Origin of the sequence: Arthrobacter sp. U41 (assembly GCF_001750145.1) — a bacterium.
In the GTDB taxonomy this organism is placed as follows: domain Bacteria; phylum Actinomycetota; class Actinomycetes; order Actinomycetales; family Micrococcaceae; genus Arthrobacter.
Window position 1 is genome coordinate 3,014,524 of sequence record NZ_CP015732.1, and the last position, 15,540, is coordinate 3,030,063.

Annotated in this window: 18 protein-coding genes and 1 riboswitch; of the genes, 17 read left to right on the forward strand and 1 reads right to left on the reverse strand. The window is 69.2% G+C overall.

The window, feature by feature from the left end; all coding sequences use genetic code 11:
• Positions 1-167 precede the first annotated feature (167 nt).
• The 12 genes from def (at position 168) to hisF (ending at position 10,676) form a co-directional block, all read left to right on the forward strand.
• Positions 168-764, forward strand: coding sequence for a peptide deformylase (gene def / locus ASPU41_RS13685; RefSeq protein ID WP_069951388.1), 597 nt, complete (start codon positions 168-170; stop codon positions 762-764).
• A complete protein-coding gene (fmt, locus tag ASPU41_RS13690) occupies positions 761-1,681 on the forward strand; it encodes a methionyl-tRNA formyltransferase (RefSeq protein WP_069951389.1) in 921 nt (306 codons plus the stop codon). Before def ends, fmt begins: the two co-directional genes overlap by 4 nt.
• Positions 1,678-3,297, forward strand: a complete 1,620-nt coding sequence (locus ASPU41_RS13695) for an RsmB/NOP family class I SAM-dependent RNA methyltransferase (RefSeq protein WP_069951390.1) — start codon at positions 1,678-1,680, stop codon at positions 3,295-3,297. Before fmt ends, ASPU41_RS13695 begins: the two co-directional genes overlap by 4 nt.
• A gap of 74 nt (positions 3,298-3,371) precedes the next feature.
• Entirely contained in the window at positions 3,372-4,028 is a 657-nt protein-coding gene (gene rpe, locus ASPU41_RS13700) for a ribulose-phosphate 3-epimerase (RefSeq protein WP_069951391.1), read from the forward strand.
• 206 nt (positions 4,029-4,234) lie between these two features.
• Positions 4,235-4,385, forward strand: a riboswitch (FMN riboswitch).
• A gap of 259 nt (positions 4,386-4,644) precedes the next feature.
• A complete protein-coding gene (ribD, locus tag ASPU41_RS13705) occupies positions 4,645-5,745 on the forward strand; it encodes a bifunctional diaminohydroxyphosphoribosylaminopyrimidine deaminase/5-amino-6-(5-phosphoribosylamino)uracil reductase RibD (RefSeq protein ID WP_069952695.1) in 1,101 nt (366 codons plus the stop codon).
• Complete coding sequence (locus ASPU41_RS13710) at positions 5,745-6,404, forward strand: riboflavin synthase (RefSeq protein ID WP_069951392.1); 660 nt, start codon at positions 5,745-5,747, stop codon at positions 6,402-6,404. Before ribD ends, ASPU41_RS13710 begins: the two co-directional genes overlap by 1 nt.
• 59 nt (positions 6,405-6,463) lie before the next feature.
• A complete protein-coding gene (gene ribB / locus ASPU41_RS13715) occupies positions 6,464-7,141 on the forward strand; it encodes a 3,4-dihydroxy-2-butanone-4-phosphate synthase (protein ID WP_083266694.1) in 678 nt (225 codons plus the stop codon).
• A 13-nt stretch (positions 7,142-7,154) separates the two neighbouring features.
• Positions 7,155-7,853, forward strand: coding sequence for a GTP cyclohydrolase II (gene ribA / locus ASPU41_RS13720; RefSeq protein ID WP_069951393.1), 699 nt, complete (start codon positions 7,155-7,157; stop codon positions 7,851-7,853).
• A gap of 90 nt (positions 7,854-7,943) precedes the next feature.
• Positions 7,944-8,429: a 6,7-dimethyl-8-ribityllumazine synthase gene (gene ribH / locus ASPU41_RS13725; protein ID WP_069951394.1), complete on the forward strand. Its 486-nt coding sequence runs from the start codon at positions 7,944-7,946 to the stop codon at positions 8,427-8,429.
• Between the two features lie 176 nt (positions 8,430-8,605).
• The gene (locus tag ASPU41_RS13730; RefSeq protein ID WP_024367461.1) at positions 8,606-8,869 is read left to right on the forward strand and encodes a phosphoribosyl-ATP diphosphatase; all 264 of its coding nucleotides are present in this window, start codon (positions 8,606-8,608) and stop codon (positions 8,867-8,869) included.
• 148 nt (positions 8,870-9,017) lie between these two features.
• Positions 9,018-9,860 carry an ATP phosphoribosyltransferase gene (hisG, locus tag ASPU41_RS13735; RefSeq protein WP_069951395.1) on the forward strand — a complete coding sequence of 281 codons (843 nt, stop codon included), beginning with the start codon at positions 9,018-9,020 and terminating at the stop codon, positions 9,858-9,860.
• 39 nt (positions 9,861-9,899) lie between these two features.
• Positions 9,900-10,676: an imidazole glycerol phosphate synthase subunit HisF gene (hisF, locus tag ASPU41_RS13740; RefSeq protein ID WP_069951396.1), complete on the forward strand. Its 777-nt coding sequence runs from the start codon at positions 9,900-9,902 to the stop codon at positions 10,674-10,676.
• Positions 10,677-10,773: 97 nt separating this feature from the next.
• On the opposite strand, the gene ASPU41_RS13745 is transcribed toward hisF, so the two are convergent.
• Complete coding sequence (locus tag ASPU41_RS13745; RefSeq protein WP_069951397.1) at positions 10,774-11,418, reverse strand: TIGR03085 family metal-binding protein; 645 nt, start codon at positions 11,416-11,418, stop codon at positions 10,774-10,776.
• 155 nt (positions 11,419-11,573) lie between these two features.
• On the opposite strand from ASPU41_RS13745, the gene hisI reads away from it, so the two are divergent.
• The 5 genes from hisI to trpC all read left to right on the forward strand — a co-directional run bounded on the left by hisI (position 11,574) and on the right by trpC (position 15,531).
• On the forward strand, positions 11,574-12,011 hold the full coding sequence (gene hisI, locus ASPU41_RS13750) for a phosphoribosyl-AMP cyclohydrolase (RefSeq protein WP_069951398.1): 438 nt from the start codon (positions 11,574-11,576) through the stop codon (positions 12,009-12,011).
• 96 nt (positions 12,012-12,107) lie between these two features.
• Positions 12,108-13,673 carry an anthranilate synthase component I gene (locus tag ASPU41_RS13755; protein ID WP_069951399.1) on the forward strand — a complete coding sequence of 522 codons (1,566 nt, stop codon included), beginning with the start codon at positions 12,108-12,110 and terminating at the stop codon, positions 13,671-13,673.
• Positions 13,670-14,305: a Trp biosynthesis-associated membrane protein gene (locus tag ASPU41_RS13760; RefSeq protein ID WP_069951400.1), complete on the forward strand. Its 636-nt coding sequence runs from the start codon at positions 13,670-13,672 to the stop codon at positions 14,303-14,305. The genes ASPU41_RS13755 and ASPU41_RS13760 overlap by 4 nt, the downstream gene beginning before the upstream one ends.
• A gap of 114 nt (positions 14,306-14,419) precedes the next feature.
• The gene (locus tag ASPU41_RS13765; RefSeq protein WP_069951401.1) at positions 14,420-14,710 is read left to right on the forward strand and encodes an HGxxPAAW family protein; all 291 of its coding nucleotides are present in this window, start codon (positions 14,420-14,422) and stop codon (positions 14,708-14,710) included.
• A gap of 2 nt (positions 14,711-14,712) precedes the next feature.
• On the forward strand, positions 14,713-15,531 hold the full coding sequence (gene trpC / locus ASPU41_RS13770) for an indole-3-glycerol phosphate synthase TrpC (protein WP_083266509.1): 819 nt from the start codon (positions 14,713-14,715) through the stop codon (positions 15,529-15,531).
• Positions 15,532-15,540: the final 9 nt, after the last annotated feature.

Here is a 15,540-nt window from a genome sequence, read left to right on the forward strand (position 1 = left end):
CCCGCAATCCCATGCGCGCCCGGCCCCTGCCGGGACGCCGCTCCGGTCTGCCGGGGGCGACGCTCCGCTCCGCCAAGCCGATTCCTCGAACCCGTCCGGGCCGAGTCCCAGTGTGCAACTAAACTGGACAGGATCCCGTCGTCGCCCACTGTAAGGACAGATTGCACATGGCCATTTTGAATATCCGCATCATCGGGGATCCTGTGCTGCGCACAGTTGCCGATCCCGTGACGGAATTCGGGCCGGAGCTGGCGAAGCTTGTTGCCGACATGACCGAAACCATGGAGGACGTGGACGGGGCAGGCCTGGCCGCACCCCAGGTCGGCGTCAGCCAACGGGTATTCACCTACCGCATCCGCGGCGTCGAGGGACACATCATCAACCCTGTGCTGGAGAACAGCGAGGACTTCCAGCCCGACGAAGTGGAGGGGTGCCTCTCCATCCCCGGTCTGGTCTTCCCGGTCCGCCGGCACCGGCTCACCCGCGTCACCGGCGTGGACCTGCACGGCAACCCCGTCGCGGTGGAGGGCGAAGGCATGCTGGCGCGGGCCTTCCAGCACGAGACCGACCACCTCGACGGCATTCTCTTTACCGACCGGCTGGAGGGCGAGGACCGGAAGGCCGCGCTGCGCGCCATCCGCAACGCCAACTACGACTCCATTACCGAGCAGACGACGGCGAAGCGCGCCAAAACGGTCGGCACCAGCTTCGGATCCGGCAACGCAGGTACCGGAAGCTTCGGCGCCTTCGGTAACTCCCAGTGAGGGTTCTCTTCGCCGGGACCCCGGCCGTGGCAGTGCCGTCCCTGGACGCGCTCGTTGAGGCAGGATTCGACGTCGTTGCCGTCCTGACCCGCCCGGACGCCCCGCTCGGACGCAAACGCGTGCTGACGCCGTCGCCCGTTGCCGCCCGCGCCGCGGAACTTGGCATCCCGATCATCCACGCCTCAAAGGTGGACGCCGCGGTGACCGGGCAGATCGCGGCGGCTGCCCCTGACGTAGCCGCCATCGTCGCCTATGGGGGCCTCATTCCGAGGGCCGCCCTGGACATACCCCGGCATAGCTGGATCAACCTGCACTTCTCCCTGCTGCCGGCCTGGCGCGGCGCGGCCCCGGTCCAGCGGTCCCTGATCGCCGGCGACGACGTCACCGGCGCTGTCACTTTCCTGCTGGAGGAAGGGCTGGACACCGGCCCCGTGTTCGGCACCCTGACCGAAGCCGTCCGCCCCGACGACACCGCCGGCGCGCTGCTCGAGCGGCTGTCCCACAGCGGCGCGGTGCTGCTGACCCAGACGCTGTCCGCGGTCGACGCCGGCCGGGCCGCCGCGGTACCGCAACAGGGCGAAGTCAGCCTGGCCCCCAAACTCACCCTCGAGGACGGCCGGCTCGACTGGCAGCAGCCGGCCCTGGCGATCGGCCGGCGGGCCCGCGGGGTCACCCCGGAACCCGGCGCGTGGACCACCCTGGATGGCCAGCGGGTCAAGCTGGAACCGGTAATCATGCGGTCGGGTGACCCGGCCCTGAAACCGGGACAGCTGGCCCTGGAGGGCAAGAGTGTGCTGGTGGGAACCGGCTCACATCCGGTGGAACTGACCCGGATCCAGCCGTCGGGCAAGAAAATGATGACCGCCGCTGATTGGGCGCGCGGACAGGCAACACTTGAAAGCGTGGTATTCGAATGAGCGAGTCCGGGACGAGCGGCAGCGGCCGCGGCAGCGGCCCCCAGCGCGGGGGATCAGGCGGCCAGACCGGCGGCCAAAACGCAGGCCAGGGTGGCGGCCAGGGCGGCCGCGGCCGGGACGGCAGCCAGCGGAACGCGCAGGGCCGGGAACGCAACCGCGGTCCGCAGCGCGGCTTCACCGAGAACGCGCCTTCCCAGCGCACGCGCCGGGCGGATCCTGCCCGGCTCGTGGCCTTCGAAGTGCTGCGCGCCGTCGCCGCTGAGGACGCCTACGCCAACCTCGTCCTGCCCGCCCGGATCCGGCACCACGGCCTGGACAAGCGGGACGCCGGCTTCGCCACCGAACTGAGCTACGGGGCGCTGCGCGGCCAAGGCACGTACGACGCGATCCTGGCACGCTGCGTGGACCGGCCGCTGGACCAGCTGGACCCGGCCATCCTTGATGCCCTCCGGATCGGCGCCCACCAGCTGCTGGCCATGCGCGTCCCCGCCCACGCAGCCCTGGACCAGACCGTGGGACTGGCCCGCGCCGTCATCGGCGCCGGGCCGTCGGCGCTCATCAACGCCGTGCTGCGCAAGGTTTCCGCGCACACCCTCGAGGAGTGGCTGGACCTCCTGCTCAGCGATGAGACGGACGAAACCAAAAAGGCTGCCATCCGCTACGCCCACCCGGAGTGGATTGTCCGGGCTCTCCGGCAGTCCCTGGTCGCCCACGGGCGCCCGGTCAGCGAAATCAGCGACCTCCTCGAGGCGGACAACGCCGCGCCGGTGGTCAACCTCGTGGCGCTGCCCGGGCTCGGCAGCCTCGACGAGGCCCTCGAAGGCGGTGCCACACCCGGTGAACTCGTCGAAGGATCGGCCCTCTCCAGCGGCGGAGACCTCGGCCGGCTCGCTTCCGTCCGTGAAGGCACCACCCGTGTCCAGGACGTCGGATCGCAGCTGGTGGCCCGCGCCATGGCCGCGGTCGACCTTGGCACCGGCACGGAGGGCACCGGCAGCCCCGGCGAGGAAAAGGCAGCCGAACGCTGGCTGGACATGTGCGCCGGACCCGGCGGCAAGGCGGCCCTGCTCGGCGCCCTCGCCCGGGAACGCGGCGCCACCCTGCTGGCCAACGAACCCGCACCGCACCGCGCCAAACTGGTCCGGCAGGCCCTCGCCGCCGTTCCGCACGAGGTCTGGCATGTGAGGACCGGCGACGGCCGCGAGGTCGGCACCGAAATGCCGGAAAGCTTCGACCGCGTGCTCGTCGATGCGCCCTGCACCGGACTCGGTGCCCTGCGCCGCCGCCCGGAGTCCCGCTGGCGCCGGACCCCCAAGGACCTGACGGACCTCGGCCCGCTGCAGCGCGAACTGCTGAAGTCCGCACTGGACGCCGTCAAGCCCGGCGGTGTCGTGGCCTACGTGACCTGCTCGCCGCACCCGGCGGAGACGACCGCCGTCGTCAGTGATGTGCTGCGCAAGCGCGACGATCTTGAACTGCTCGACGCCGGTGCGGCGCTGGACAGCGTCAGCCTCACCGGCCACCTCGACGCCGGACACGAGCTCACCGCGCAGCTCTGGCCGCACGTGCACCGGACCGACGCCATGTTCCTGGCGCTCATCCACAAAAAGGCCTGATCAACAGGGAATACTGGGTCACTGGACGCCCCGCCTTCAACAGGACATCTCAGCAGAACGACAAGGAATTCCACATGGCCAAGTGCTGTATCAACCCGAGCATTCTCTCCGCCGACTTCGCCAACCTCGAAGCGGAACTGCGCAGGATCAGCAACGCCGATGCGGTGCACGTGGATGTCATGGACAACCACTTCGTCCCCAACCTCTCGTTGGGGTTGCCGGTCGTCGCGCGCCTGCAGGAGATCAGCCCGGTGCCGTTGGATGCCCACCTGATGATCGAGCACGCGGACCGATGGGCTCCGGCCTACGCCGACGCGGGCGTCGCCTCCGTCACGTTCCATGCCGAAGCGTCGATCGCGCCGATCAAACTCGCCCGCGAGCTGCGGGCCCGCGGGGCCAAGGCGGGCCTGGCGCTCCGGCCCGGCAGCGGCGTGGAACCCTTCCTGGACATGCTGGGTGAACTGGATGTGCTGCTGATCATGACGGTCGAGCCGGGCTTTGGCGGCCAGGAATTCCTCGACCTCACGCTTCCCAAGATCCGCCGGGCCCGCGCGGCGATCGACGCCTCCGGGCTGGACGTGGCACTGCAGGTCGACGGCGGCATCACCGAGGACACCATCTGGCGGGCCGCCGACGCCGGTGCCAATGTCTTCGTGGCCGGCTCCGCTGTCTACGGCGCCGACGATCCCGCCGAAGCGATCGAACGGCTCCGCGCCGCCGGACGCCGCTAATCGCTCCGCGCCGCCGGACGCCGCTAATCGCCCCGCGCCGCCGGACGCCGCTAATCGCCCCGCGCGCGAGGGCCGGCCGCCTCGCGCGGCGGGCCGGCCGCCTGCCAGCCGCCGGCGCAATGCGGCGAAAAATGACGCACTCCGTAACATCCTGCCGCCGGGAATAGCCAAAGCTACCCGGCGGTTGTGCCAGAATAGCAAGACACATACGTGCTCCGGGGTCGGTGTAAGTCCGAACCGGCGGTTATAGTCCGCGACCCGCGAGCCGGCGCTTCCCTTGGGAAGCTTGCCGGCAGACGGTTGAACCGGTGGAACTCCGGTACCGACAGTTAAAGTCTGGATGAGAGAAGCACGTACAGCTGTTACTGCGGCGCCCTCCTGGCGCCGCGGAAGTTCGCTGTCGTATACCCCCGGAGCCATCGCGGCTTTAGAGGGAAGGAACGACACACATGGACTCTCTGCGATGGCTCTTCACCCACACTGAGGTTTTCGAAAGCCCGGTGGCAGGTTGATGAGCCTTAGACACCCCATCCACGAGAAGCACCCCGCCCACGAGGCGACGGACGACGCCGCGGCCGTTGCCGTTGCCGGTTTCAGCGCAGTCGAGGTCGCTGCCATGGACGCCGCCCTCGAGGCAGCCCTGCAGGGGCCCCGTGGCGTGAACCCGCTGGTCGGCGCCGTCGTGATCGCCGCTGACGGAACCCGCCTGGTCACGGGCTACCACCGCGGCGCCGGCACCGCGCACGCGGAAGCCGATGCGATTGACCAGGCAAAGGCCGCCGGCCACGACCTCAGCGGCACCACCATGGTGGTCACGCTGGAGCCGTGCAACCATTGCGGACGCACCGGGCCCTGCGCCCAGGCGATCATCGAGGCCGGTATCGCTGACGTCGTCTACGCGGTCGACGATCCGCACGATCCCGCCGCCGGCGGCGCTGCGACGCTGCGTGCCGCGGGAGTCCGCGTCCGCTCCGGGCTCGGCGCACAGGCCGCCCTGGAGCTGAACCGGCAATGGTTCGACGCCGTTGAGGCCAAGCGGCCTTTCGTCACCCTGCACATCGCGCAGACCCTCGACAGCCGCATCGCCGCCAGCGACGGCACCAGCCAGTGGATCTCCAGCCCGGAATCGCTCGCCGACAACCACGCCCTGCGCGGCCGGATCGACGCGATCCTGGTCGGAACCCAGACGGTCCTCGTGGACAATCCGCGCCTGACCGCCCGCGGCGCCGACGGCGAACCGGCCGGCCGGCAGCCCCTGCGCGTCGTGATGGGCTACCGGGGGATCCCCGAGGGCGCCGCGATCAACGGCGACGACGGCAAGGTCCTCCACCTGCCGACCCGTGATCCTCGGGAGGCGCTGGATGAGCTGTTCGCCGCCGGCGTCCGGCACCTCATGGTCGAGGGCGGCTCCCGCATCCTCAGCGCCTTCCTCTCCGCCGGTCTCGTGGACGAACTCATCGTCTACCTCGCCCCGACGCTGCTGGGCTCGGGGACCCCGGCACTGGAGGACCTCGGCATTACCACCCTGGCCGACGCCCAGCAGTGGGAATGGGACCCGGCGTCCGGCGGGGCGGTCCAGCAGCTCGGCCGCGACCTGCGGCTGCATTTGCGCCCCGCCCGGACAGGCGCGAACGACCAACCCCTGGCGCCAAACAACACTTCATCCGACTCAACCACGCTCCGCGCAGACGCGGACACCGCCGCAGGAGGCAACTGATGTTCACCGGAATTATTGCCGAGCAGGGGAAGGTGTTGTCCGTTGAGCGCAACGGCGACATCAGCGCCACCGTCCGGCTCCACGCGCCCGGAAGCACGGAGGGACTGGCCCTCGGCGGCTCTGTCGCCGTCAACGGCGTCTGCCTCACGGCCACGGAGATCGACGGCAAGGACTTCAGCGTCGACGTCATGGGCGAGACCCTCACCCGCAGCACCATCGGCGAACTCTCCGCCGGGGACCCGGTCAACCTGGAGCGCTGCGTTCCGGCCGGCGGCCGGCTTGACGGCCACGTCGTCCAGGGCCACGTCGACGGCGTCGGACAGCTGATCGAGCGCGAGGGCCTCGGCAACTGGGACCGGCTCCGCTTCGGCGTTCCCGCCGGACTGGCCCGCTACATCGCCGAGAAGGGGTCCATCGCGGTCGACGGCGTTTCGCTGACCGTCACCGCCGTGAGCCCGGCGGCTGAACCTGCGCCGTGGTTCGAAGTGGGGCTGATCCCCACCACCCTGGCCGACACCGGACTGGGCGCGAAAGCAATCGGCAGCCACGTGAACCTCGAAGTTGACGTCCTGGCGAAGTACACTGAGCGCCTGCTGGCATTTTCGGGCACCGCCGCCGGGGGAGCAGCAGCAGTACACGCGGAGGGGGCAACAGCGTGAACAACGTCAAGGACATCCCTGCCCGGCAGCCCCTGCTCACTGACGCCGCCGAGGCCTCCCTGCCCGACGAGCTGGCACCCCTGCCGGTCATCCCGCCGGCGGGCCTGGACCTGATCGAAGACGCCGTCCGCGCCATCGCCGCCGGACGTCCCGTTCTGGTGGTCGACAACGAGGACCGCGAAAACGAAGGCGACATCATCTTCGCCGCCCAGCACGCCACCCCGGCCCTGATGGGCTGGACCATCCGGTACAGCTCCGGTGTGATCTGCGTGCCGCTCGACGCCGGCCGTGCCGACGCCCTCGCGCTGCCGCCGATGGTCGAAATCAACGAGGATGCCAAAGGCACCGCCTACACGGTGTCCTGCGACGCCGCGGTGGGCGTCAGCACCGGAATCTCCGCCACGGACCGGGCCCTCACCGCCCGGATCCTGGCCGATCCCGGCAGCCAGCCGGCGGCGCTGACCCGTCCCGGGCACGTTTTCCCGCTCCGCGCCGTTATGGGGGGAGTGCGGGAACGCCCGGGCCACACCGAAGCGGCCGTGGAACTGTGCCAGCTGGCCGGACTCGAGCCCGTGGGTGTGATCGCGGAAGTGGTGTACGACAACGGAGAAATGATGCGGCTGGACGGACTGCGCGGCTTCGCCCTGGAGCACGGCTGCCCGCTCATTTCGATTGCCGACCTGGTGTCCTATCTTGAGGGCGGGCAGAGTGCCGGCCACGCAACGGACCACATGTGATGGAGGAGAAACGATGACGACGTCGGAAGCACAAGAACAGCGGACGGCCGGACGCCAGCCGCATCCGGTCAGCGCCGGCCCCATCGTCCAGCTGCCCACCGCCTTCGGTGACTTCGTGGCGCAGGCCTGGACCGATCTGGCCACCGGAGCCGAGCATCTGGCGGTCAGCTCCCCGCTGCCGCCGGTCGACGGGATGGCGCCGCTGGTCCGCCTGCATTCGGAGTGCCTCACCGGCGACGTGTTCGGCTCCTACCGCTGCGACTGCGGTGAGCAGCTGGCCTATGCCCTCGAGATGATCAACGAGTTCGGCGGCACCCTGCTGTACCTGCGCGGCCAGGAGGGCCGGGGCATCGGCCTCGCGAACAAGATGAAGGCCTACGCCCTGCAGGAGGCCGGCTTCGACACTGTGGAGGCCAACGAACAGCTGGGCCTTCCCGTGGATGCCCGCTGCTACAAGGCCGCGGCCCAGATCCTCGCGGACATGGGCCTGCACGAGGTCCGCCTGCTCAGCAACAACCCTGACAAGCAGGACCGGCTGGCCCAGGCCGGTGTCCGGGTCGTGGAGATGGTGCCCACCGAGGTTCCCTCCCGGGAGCAGAACATCCGCTACCTGCAGACCAAGAAGGACCGGATGGACCACCGGCTGGTCCTGGACATGGAGCCGGCTGCGCCGGCTGCCGGCCCGCGCGGTTTTGACCCCGATCCGGTCTGACGTCTCCGAGACGACTTTCAGCCGGCCCACACGGGGCCGCGCTGACCTTTCACCACGCACACCACGACTTAGCAGAACAAGGATTCCCAGATGAGCGGACACGGCGCACCACAGATTGACCTGAGCACCTTCAAACCGGAGGAAACCGCCCGGCTGAAACTGGCCATCGTGGCAGCCAGCTGGCACACCCAGATCATGGACGGGCTGCTGGACGGCGCGCTGCGCGCGGCGAAGGACGCCGGCATCAGCGAACCGACTGTGCTCCGCGTCCCCGGTGCCTTTGAGCTGCCCGTCGCCGCCGCCCGGCTGGCACCGCACTTCGACGCCGTGGTGGCGCTCGGCGTCGTGATCCGCGGCGGAACCCCGCACTTCGAGTATGTCTGCGAGGCCGCCACGATGGGCCTGACCGAGGTCTCGGTGCGCACCGGCGTCCCGGTCGGCTTCGGCGTGCTCACCTGCGACACGGAACAGCAGGGCATCGACCGCGCCGGGCTGCCGGGCTCCACCGAAGACAAGGGCCACGAAGCTGTTACCGCCGCTCTCGCCACCGCGGTGACCCTCAAGCAGTTCAGCTAAGCCGGCAGGCGCCGGGCCCGGCCGCGCCCGGAAGGGGCGCGGCCCAGCCCGGCCCAGCCCGGCCCAGCCCGGCCCAGCCCGGCCCAGCCCTTGGGACTGTGTAATCGCTCACATCCCCGCCGTCATGGAACGGCCCGGCAGGCGTCCTCCGCCCGCGAGCAAGTAGGCTGGAGGGTGTGAAGAATTTCGAATCGCTGTTCGCAGAACTGAGTGAGAAGGCAGCCGTCCGTCCGGAAGGCTCCCGCACCGTCGCCGAACTGGATTCCGGAGTCCACGGCATCGGCAAGAAAGTCGTGGAGGAAGCAGCCGAGGTCTGGATGGCTGCCGAGTATGAATCCGATGAAGCCGCCGCCGAGGAAATTTCGCAGCTGCTTTATCACCTGCAGGTTCTGATGCTCGCCAAAGGACTCAGCCTGGAAGACGTCTACAAGCATCTCTAGCCACGTCCGCCCCGGAACCTGGCAGGCCCTGCCCTGCGAATCCGGTGTCCAGCGTGGCCCGCTGTGCCTGAACCGACTGATCCCGGACGGGCTGTTCTGAACGGACTGTTTTGAACGGACTTCGTCCCGACCAAGAAAGACCTTCCCGATGCTGAGAGTTGCCGTCCCGAACAAGGGATCCCTGTCCGAAGCCGCTTCCGCCATGCTCGCCGAGGCCGGCTACCGCCAGCGCCGCGACACCCGCGAGCTGGTCATGCTGGACCCGGACAACGATATTGAATTCTTCTTCCTGCGCCCCCGTGACATCGCCGTGTACGTCGGCCAGGGCACGCTCGACGTCGGCATCACCGGCCGCGACCTGCTCCTGGACGCTGAGGTTGAAGCCGAAGAGCTGCTCCCGCTCGGCTTCGCCGCCTCCACCTTCCGCTTCGCCGGCCCGGTGGGCGACTTCAGCACGGTCGAACAGCTCGACGGCAAGCGCCTCGCCACCAGCTACGACGGCCTGCTCCGCGGCTACCTGGCCGAGCGCGGCATCAAGGCCAAGGTCGTCCGCCTCGACGGTGCCGTCGAATCCTCCGTGCGCCTCGGCGTCGCGGACGCGATCGCCGACGTCGTCGAAACCGGCAACACCCTCAAGGCCGCCGGCATGGAGATCTTCGGCCAGCCCATCCTGCACTCCGAGGCCGTCCTGATCGGACGCAAGGGCGAGCGGAACCCGGCCGCCGAGGTGCTGATCCGCCGCCTGCAGGGCGTCCTCGTGGCGCGGCAGTACGTGATGATGGACTACGACATCCGCAAGGAACTCGTGGAAGAAGCCGCGGCCCTCACCCCCGGACTGGAATCGCCTACGGTCTCGCCGCTGCGCGATTCGGACTGGGTCGCCGTCCGCTCGATGGTGCCCAAGAAGCAGACCAACCGGATCATGGACGAGCTGTACGACCTGGGCGCCCGCGCCATCCTGGTCAGCACGATCCACGCCTGCCGCATCTGAGCGGGCGAGCCTTTCCGTGAGCGAAAACCAGGAGAAGTCATGGCAGTAGCCGTCCGCGTTATCCCGTGCCTGGACGTTGACGCCGGCCGAGTGGTCAAGGGCATCAACTTCGAAGGACTCCGCGACGCCGGAGACCCCGTCGAACTGGCACACCGGTACGACCACGGCGGCGCCGACGAGCTGACCTTCCTCGACGTCACGGCCTCCTCGGGCAACCGGGAAACCACCTTCGACGTCGTCCGGCGCACCGCCGAGGAAGTCTTCATCCCGCTGACCGTTGGCGGCGGCGTCCGCGGTGTGGCCGAGGTGGACAAGCTCCTGCGCTACGGCGCGGACAAGGCGGCCATCAACACCGCCGCCGTCGCCCGTCCCGACGTGATCGATGAGATCACCCGGCACTTCGGCTCCCAGGTCCTCGTGCTTTCCCTCGATGCACGCCGCACGCGTCCGGGCTCGCAGCCCACCCCCTCCGGCTTCGAGGTCACCACCCACGGCGGGCGCCAGGGGACCGGAATCGACGCCATCGCTTGGGCCCGTGAAGCCGCCGACCGCGGTGTCGGTGAAATCCTGCTCAACTCGATCGACGCCGACGGCACCAAGGACGGTTTCGACCTGGAACTGATCCGGCTCGCGCGGGCCGGGGTCAGGGTCCCCCTCATCGCCTCCGGCGGCGCCGGCAAGCCGGAGCACTTTCCGCCTGCGGTGGCGGCAGGAGCCGACGCGGTCCTCGCCGCGTCCGTCTTCCACTTCGGGCCGCTGGACATGATCGCTCAGGTCAAGGCCGCGATCCGGGAAGCAGGCTTCGAAGTCCGCTAATCCCCACCCAAAGCAACGCGGGGTCACTTACCGCCCATCCCAACGGGGAATACGGGCGGTAAGTGACCCCGCGTTCCTGCGTTTTGGAGAGCGGGCCCTACAGCCCGACTTCGGCGGACTGCAGGAGCGCGACGGCGTCCGGCTGGCCTTCGAAGGTCACGAGGGCGTGGCGGGTGCGGCCGTGGGCGTGCATCAGCAGTTCACCCGGCTCACCGACGATCGCCACGGACACCGGAGCTCGCTTGGCGACGTGCCGGGGGCCGGAGGGCCGGACCAGCACGATCCCCAGATCCACTCCGCGGTAGAGAATGGCCGCACGCTTCACCAGATCATCCCAGAGGGCGTCCGAATACGCTTCGTCCAGGGCTCGCGGCGCCCAGCGGTCCACGGCCCGGCGCACGTCCTCGGTGTGTACGAAGTATTCGATCAGGTTGGCACTTTCGTCCAGTGCCTTGATCTTCATCGGCGAGAACGCGGACGGGCCGGCGCGGAAGGAGTTGACCAGCTTGTTGTAGTCCTCGGGCGTCCTGAGCTTCGCGGCCAGCGCGGCTGTGGCCTCGTCCGACGCCTTGGAGAAGCGTTTGATCAGCAGCCCCAGTCCGACGGCGGCTTTCCGCTCGCGCAGGTACAGGTGGGCAGCTAGGTCCCTGGTGAGCCAGCCCTTACAGAGCGTGGGGGAGTCAGGACCGGCCGCCAGTAAGGTTTCGGCCAGAACTTCTCGGGACGGTTCGACGAAATGCATCACTTGTGAAACTAGCACGAGACGGCGCCGCGTGGGCACGTGAACCGCCGCCGTTTTGGCCGCCGGGAGCCGAATCACTCCCCGGTGACGCCGATGTTAAGCGCCGGGCCGGGCGGCCGGGCGGCGCCGTGCCGCGAGGCACTAGACTGGATCTGATGTCTGAGCAGCCCGCCCCCGCCCCCGTTCTTGGAAGCCCTGTCCCCGGAAGCACCGATCCCGGACCGGCCGCGCCCGCACACGCCCTCCCCGCCGGGCTCGCCGCCGCGCTGAAGCGGGACGGCGCCGGCCTGGTCGCCGCGATCGTGCAGCAGTTCGACACCAACGAGGTGCTCATGCTCGGCTGGATGGATGACGAGGCCCTGCGCCGCACCATGACCAGCGGGCGCGTGACGTTCTACTCCCGCTCCCGCCAGGAATACTGGCGCAAGGGCGACACCTCCGGCCACGTGCAGTGGGTCAAGTCGCTCGCAATGGACTGCGACGGCGACGCGCTCCTGGTCCGCGTTGACCAGGTCGGCGCGGCCTGCCACACCGGTACCCGGACCTGCTTCGACGGCCGCGGCCTGGACGTCGTCACCGGCCAGGCCGACTAACCTCAGCAGCTGCCGGCGCCCCGGGCGCCGCATCGGGGCACAGCCCCGCACACTCAACCTTCAGGACCACTGAAAGAACAGGCGGAAACCACAGCCATGCAGGACCTTGGAATCATCAGCCCGGGCCTGGAGGAGTTCCGTGAACTCGCAGGCCACAGCCGTGTAATCCCCGTCCGGCTGAAGGTGCTGGCTGACGCCGAAACACCGATCGGGCTGTACCGCAAACTCGCCCAGGGCCAGCCCGGCACGTTCCTGATGGAATCCGCGGCCGTCGGAGGTTCCTGGTCCCGCTACTCCTTCATCGGCGCCCGGTCCCGGGCCACCCTGACCACCAAGGACGGCCAGGCGCACTGGCTCGGCGAGCCGCCGGTCGGCGTACCGCTCGGCGGCAGCCCGGTGGATGCAATCCGCGACACCGTCGAAGCCCTCCGCACCGACCGATTCGAAGGCCTGCCGCCGTTCACCTCCGGCCTGGTGGGCTTCCTCGGCTGGGAAACGGTCCGCCACTGGGAAAAACTGACCAGCCCGCCGGAGGACGACCTGCAGCTGCCCGAGATGGCGCTGAACCTCGTCACCGACATGGCCGTGCACGACAACATGGACGGCACCGTGCTGCTGATTGCCAACGCGATCAACTTCGATAACAGCTCCGAACGCGTGGACGAGGCCTGGCACGACGCCGTCGCCCGGGTCAAGGCCCTGCTGGCCCGGATCAGCACTCCCGTCCAGCAGCCGGTTTCCGTGCTCGACGCCGCCGCCCTGGACTTCGCCTCCAGCGTGCAGGAACGCTGGAAGGAGTCGGACTACCTCGCCGCCCTGGACCGCAGCAAGGAAGCGATCGTCGACGGCGAGGTCTTCCAGGTGGTCATCTCGCGCCGCTTCGAAATGGAGTGCGGCGCGGACCCGCTGGACGTGTACCGGGTGCTCCGGAACACCAACCCCAGCCCGTACATGTACATCTTCAGCCTCGAGGATGCCGCTGGCCGGCAGTACTCGATTGTCGGGTCCTCCCCGGAAGCGCTGGTGACCGTGACGGGCCAGGAGGTCATCACCCACCCCATCGCCGGCTCCCGGCCGCGCGGCAAAACCGTGGAGGCGGACAAGGCCCTGGCCGAGGAACTCCTCGCGGACGAAAAGGAACGCGCCGAACACCTGATGCTGGTGGATCTGTCCCGCAACGACCTGTCCAAGGTCTGCGTGGCCGGTACCGTCGACGTCACCCAGTTCATGGAAGTGGAGCGCTTCAGCCACATCATGCACCTGGTCTCCACCGTCGTCGGAAAACTGGCGCCCACCGCCACGGCCTACGACGTGCTCAAGGCGACCTTCCCGGCCGGAACACTTTCCGGCGCCCCCAAGCCGCGCGCTCTGCGCCTGCTCGATGAGCTGGAACCGCACCGCCGCGGAATCTACGGGGGAGTGGTGGGCTACCTCGACTTCGCCGGCGACATGGACATGGCCATCGCCATCCGCTCGGCCCTGCTCCGGGAAGGACGCGCCTACGTCCAGGCCGGCGGCGGCATCGTCGCCGACTCGGTGAACGCCACCGAGGCCATCGAAACGGTCAACAAGGCCGCCGCCCCGATGCGGGCCGTCCACACGGCCCGGTCGCTGCGCAACATCACGGCCGACTCCCTTCCCGACGCCGGTACGCAGTCGTGAGCGGCACCACGGTCACGAGCACCAGCCCGGCCATTCCGGGCTGGGCCCGGAAATCCACCCTGGTCCTGGCCATCGCCGCCCTGGCCCTGGCCGTGTTCGGGACCACGACGCAGACCTGGCTCACCGTCCACCTCGACCCGGCCCAGCTCGGGGCGGCCGTCAACAGCCAGGACGGCCTGCAGGTGCAGGGCAGCAAAGCCGCGACGACGGTGACGGCCCTTGCGCTGGTGGCCCTCGCCGGCGGACTGGCCGCGTCGATCGCCGGGCGGATTGCGCGCTGGATCATCACAGCGCTCATCCTGCTGGCCGCCGCCGGCATCGTCGGCGCCGCCGCGATCGTGGTCGCGGACCCGCTGGCCGCAGCCCAGGGCTCCATCGCCGCCGCCACCGGGATCACGGGCAGCGACGTGTCGGTGGATGTCACGGTATTCCCGGCCCTCGCCGTCGTGGCCGGCGTGCTGCTGGGACTCAGCGCCCTGCTGATCATCCCCGCGGGCCGCTTCTGGAAGTCCCGCACAAAATACGACACCCCGGCAACGGGCGGTGCCCCGGACGGCTCCGGAGCGCCCGCCGGGCCGGCGGACGAAATCGACAGCTGGGACCGTTTGTCACGCGGTGACGATCCCACCTGAGCCGATGCCGCGGGCGCGCCCGGCAGCGCGCCCGGTGACGCGGCCGGTAACGCGGCCAACAACACGGTCAATAAATGGCAGAATGTAAGCAGTATTCACCCTGAGGAGATTTCAATGAGCAAAGCCCCTGTTTCCGCCCCCAAGCCCGCTGCCGGAACCGGCTACTCCTACGACGACATCGATCACCGTGAACCGACCGGCCACGGCAACAGCCCGGCAGCCTGGACCACGGTTTTCGTCATGCTCGTCGGCGCCCTCATCATGTCCATCGCCTTTGTCATCGCCAACACCCCGATCTTCATCGCGGGCGGCGTTGTGATGCTGATTGGCCTGGTCATCGGCTTCATCATGCGCAAGGCCGGATACGGCGTGGGCGGCAGCAAGCTGAAGAATTCCGGCCACTAAGGGTGAGCGTTCTCGATGACATCAATGCCGGTGTCAGGGAGGATATGGAGGCCCGTCAGCGCCTCACCACGCTCGCCGAGCTGAAGGACCGCGCCGCCGCGGCCGCACCGGCACGCGATGCCTGGGCCGCCCTGGGCGGCGCCTCGGCAATGCGCGGGCAGCTGAAGGTCATCGCCGAAATCAAGCGCCGCAGCCCCTCCAAGGGCGATCTCGCCAGCATCGCGGACCCCGCCTCGCTCGCCGTGCAGTATGCCGACGGCGGCGCGGCCGCGATCAGCGTGCTGACCGAACAGCGCCGCTTCAACGGTTCGCTCGCCGATTTCGACGCCGTCCGGGCGGCAGTGGACATTCCGCTGCTGCGCAAGGACTTCATGATCGACGAGTACCAGATCTGGGAGGCCCGGGCACACGGGGCCGACCTGATCCTGCTGATCGTGGCGTCCCTGTCGGACGCGCAGCTGCGCGAGTTCAGCGCCCTCAGCCGCGAACTCGGCATGAACGTGCTCGTCGAGACGCACACGGCCGGGGAAATCGAGCGGGCCGTCGCCGCGGAAGCCCGGATCATCGGCGTCAACGTGCGCAACCTCAAGACGCTCGACGTCGACCGTTCCGTCTTCGCCGAACTCGCCGGGGGCATCCCCGCCGGCGCGCTCGTCATCGCGGAATCGGGCGTGCGCGGCGTCGACGACGTCCGGCACTACGCCGCCCACGGGGCCAACGCGGTCCTCGTCGGCGAAGCCCTGGTCAGTGACGCGACGCCGCGGGAGCGGATCGCGGAATTCATGGCAGCCGGAGCAGAAGAAATCGCCGCACGTTCCTGACTTGTGCTC